The sequence below is a fragment of the Streptomyces sparsus genome, assembly GCF_054776295.1.
Map to the genome: position 1 here is coordinate 1 of NZ_BAAHCA010000637.1, position 2,886 is coordinate 2,886.

The following is a 2,886-nucleotide window of genomic DNA, read 5'->3' on the forward strand; positions in this document are numbered from 1 at the left end:
CCGTGCGCAGCAGCAGGGCCTCGTACGCGGTCGACGGCCGGTCCGGCGGCAGCCCGGCCCGGTCCGCCTCCCGTCGCACGGCTTCCGGGTCCAGCCAGGGTCGAAGCGCCAGCTGCCCGTCGCGGATCTCGATGACCCGCCGGTAGAGCCGGTACTCCAGGTCACGCGGCGGCAGGAGTTCCGCCAGCCGGGAGGGCGGCTCTGCCAGGGCGATGCCGGGGCTGGCGCGGTACAGCGCCCACCACAGCGGCGCCAGCCGCCGGTACGCGCGGTAGTCGGCCCACCAGCGGCCAGCCCGCGACAGCTGCGGCCCCCAGGAGGGGACCGTCCAGCCGAAGACCTGGAGCAGCGAGCCGACGCTGCCGGTCGTCCAGTAGAGCCAGCTCCAGGGGTTGTCGAAGCCCAGTCGCATGCCGGCGATCTCGACGTAGCGCACCGCGCAGTAGCAGAGGATCAGCAGGCCGCCCGCGGTGACCGCCCACATGCCGCGGCGCAGCCAGGGCCGATGCGCGATCCGCGCGTACCGCAGGGACATGCGGACCGCGCCGACCTGCCCGACGGCGCAGACTGCGAGGTACAGCGAGAAGTACAGCGCGTAGCGCGGGTTCTCCATGTTCAGCAGGACGGTGACCTCGGCCGATCCCTGCCGGGTGGGCGGGTTGACGAAGAAGAACAGCCCGGCGAGGACGAGGAGGGCGGCGCCGAAACCGAGCATGCGGCGACGGGCCAGCAGCCTGGCCTGCGGCGGCGGGTGCGACCAGTGGACGAGCACGACCTGCTGGGCGGCGGTGAGCACCACGACCAGGGCCTGGCACAGCAGCGTGGTGATGTTCGGGTAGTGCAGCAGGGCGTTGAGGTGGGTCCTGATCTGGTCGAGTTCCACCACGAAGCTGAGGCTGGAGCACAGGAAGTAGGCGCAGAGGGCGATCAGCGCGGGATCGGTCCGGTGCCGGACGGCGGCCGGCAGCTTGTAGAGGAACGCCGCCAGTCCGCCCAGCGCGCAACTCCAGGACAGTACTTGGTAGATCATGATCCGGTCGGGCGGCGGAAGGTGTCCGTGCCGAGTGCGCTCTCGATCCGCGCGAGCGTCTCGGCGGCCTCCGCGGGCGCCGGGCCCACAGGTTCGACGGGAGTCGCCCGCACCCGTGTCAGCAGCAGTGACGCCATGGTTTCCGCCTCCTGTTCGGCGCCTGCCTGGTATCCGCAGCGGCCGAGCACGGCGCGCACGGCACCGGGATCGATGCTGGGGAACAGTACACGCGCCATCGAGTCGTCGAGCTGTTCACCGCTGTGGTGGCCGCAGACGATGTGCGCGAGCTCGTGCGCGATGATGTGCTCCTGGTGGAGCCTGCTGGTGTGGGACTCGTAGACGACGAAGTCCTCGGCGTCGGTGGCGATCCAGAGCCCGTGCAGGCCGCTGCCGCGCAGGTCCATGGCGAGCGATCTGACCGTCCGGCCGCGTCGTCGTCCGACGTGCTCGCACAGGGCCCACGCGTCGGCGGCGCCGGCCGGCTCCAACCCGCTCAGCAACGCCTCGCAGGTGCCGCGCAGTTCCGCGAGCCGACGCGCCTGACGCTGCCGCTCACGTCGCCGGATGGGTGCCACGCCGTCTCGCCTTCCCGTGCTCTCGTGCCCCTCCCGGACGCTTCCGCACCGGGCGCCGGGACTGTTTCACACTAGTGCGCGAACGAGCCCCGGGGGCAGCGCGTTTACGAGCCACCGACGGCTCACCGGTGCCGTCCGCGTGACCCCTGGCGTGGTCGGCCGTTGAACACGGGTGACCACCACAGCATCAGCAGGGCGACTCTCCCCGCCACCGCGGACCCTGCCCGCCGAACCGGTTCCGCAGCAGACACCCATCTACGCCGCGCTGGTCCGCCAGTGGTCGGAGGCGAACCGGGCCGTGCCCGGGCGGACCGACCGCGAATGGACGGACCTGGTCGACTACACCTCCTGGCGCCGCGGGTGATCCCCGAACTCCCGGACGACGTCCGCGTCCCGGACCGCTGCGGCAGAAGTGGCCGGAAAGTGCCGCCCACACGGCGCGATCAGCGGCGCCCCTCTCCTCCCCGCCCCTCCACACGGCCACGCGCCGCGAAGTGACTCCTGCCGCGCGCGGCGCGTGCGGCAGGAGGCCGCGGTGCGTCACAGCCCTGTGACAGGTCGGGCCAATCTCCGGTTCCGCCTGTCCGGTGAACGGTGAACCACTAGCGTTTCCGCCACACGCCAGGGGTGATCCAGCTCACACCCCACTGTGGCGTGCGCTGTCGCAGAGAAACCGTGGGGGGCCGCATGCATCGGATGTCCAAGGGCCAGAACATCGCACTGTCGGACATCAAGGACGACGTCGCCTCAGTGGTGTGCACACTCTCCTGGTCCGATCCCACCGGCGAGGGCGACGCCGACATCTCCACCCTGCTGCTCGGCGGGGACGGCAAGGTCGCCCGGGACGAGGACTTCTTCTTCTACAACAACCCGACCGCCGCGGACGGCTCGGTGCAGATGCTGGGCAAGTCGCCCACCGGCTCGGGAACCGAGGACCGGGTCCTCGTTGACCTCTCCGCCCTGCCGGCAACCGCGGAACGTGTGGTGGTGGCCGCCAGCCGATACGCGGGCGCGACGTTCGGGGCGCTGGAGGACCTGCGGCTACTGCTGTCCGACCACACCGGGGAGACGCTGCTGGCCTTCGACATCACCGACGCGGGCCCCGAGACGGCGTTCGTCTTCGGTGAGCTGTACCGCCGGGCCGGGGCCTGGAAGTTCCGCGCGGTGGGCCAGGGTTACGGCTCCGGACTGGCCGGGTTGGCGACGGACTTCGGCATCGACGTCTCGCAGGACGAGTCGGAGGAGGCCGACGCGGGCGTGGACACCCCGGAGGTCGACGCC

The 2,886-nt window shown here is 71.4% G+C and carries 4 protein-coding genes; 2 read left to right on the forward strand and 2 right to left on the reverse strand.

Annotation, left to right across the window (positions count from 1 at the left end):
- Both ACYVE9_RS21430 and ACYVE9_RS21435 read right to left on the reverse strand, forming a co-directional pair.
- A partial coding sequence (locus tag ACYVE9_RS21430; protein WP_461029518.1) for an MAB_1171c family putative transporter occupies window positions 1–1,030 on the reverse strand: 1,030 nt, incomplete at its 3' end.
- Window positions 1,027–1,605 carry a toxin gene (locus ACYVE9_RS21435; RefSeq protein WP_461029519.1) on the reverse strand — a complete coding sequence of 193 codons (579 nt, stop codon included), beginning with the start codon at window positions 1,603–1,605 and terminating at the stop codon, window positions 1,027–1,029. The genes ACYVE9_RS21430 and ACYVE9_RS21435, both read right to left, overlap by 4 nt.
- Before the next feature lie 172 nt (window positions 1,606–1,777).
- Between ACYVE9_RS21435 and ACYVE9_RS21440 the strand changes: the two genes are divergently transcribed.
- Window positions 1,778–1,969, forward strand: coding sequence for a hypothetical protein (locus ACYVE9_RS21440; protein WP_461029520.1), 192 nt, complete (start codon window positions 1,778–1,780; stop codon window positions 1,967–1,969).
- Between the two features lie 323 nt (window positions 1,970–2,292).
- Window positions 2,293–2,886, forward strand: a 594-nt coding sequence (locus ACYVE9_RS21445; RefSeq protein ID WP_461029521.1) for a TerD family protein, incomplete at its 3' end; no start/stop codon positions are given.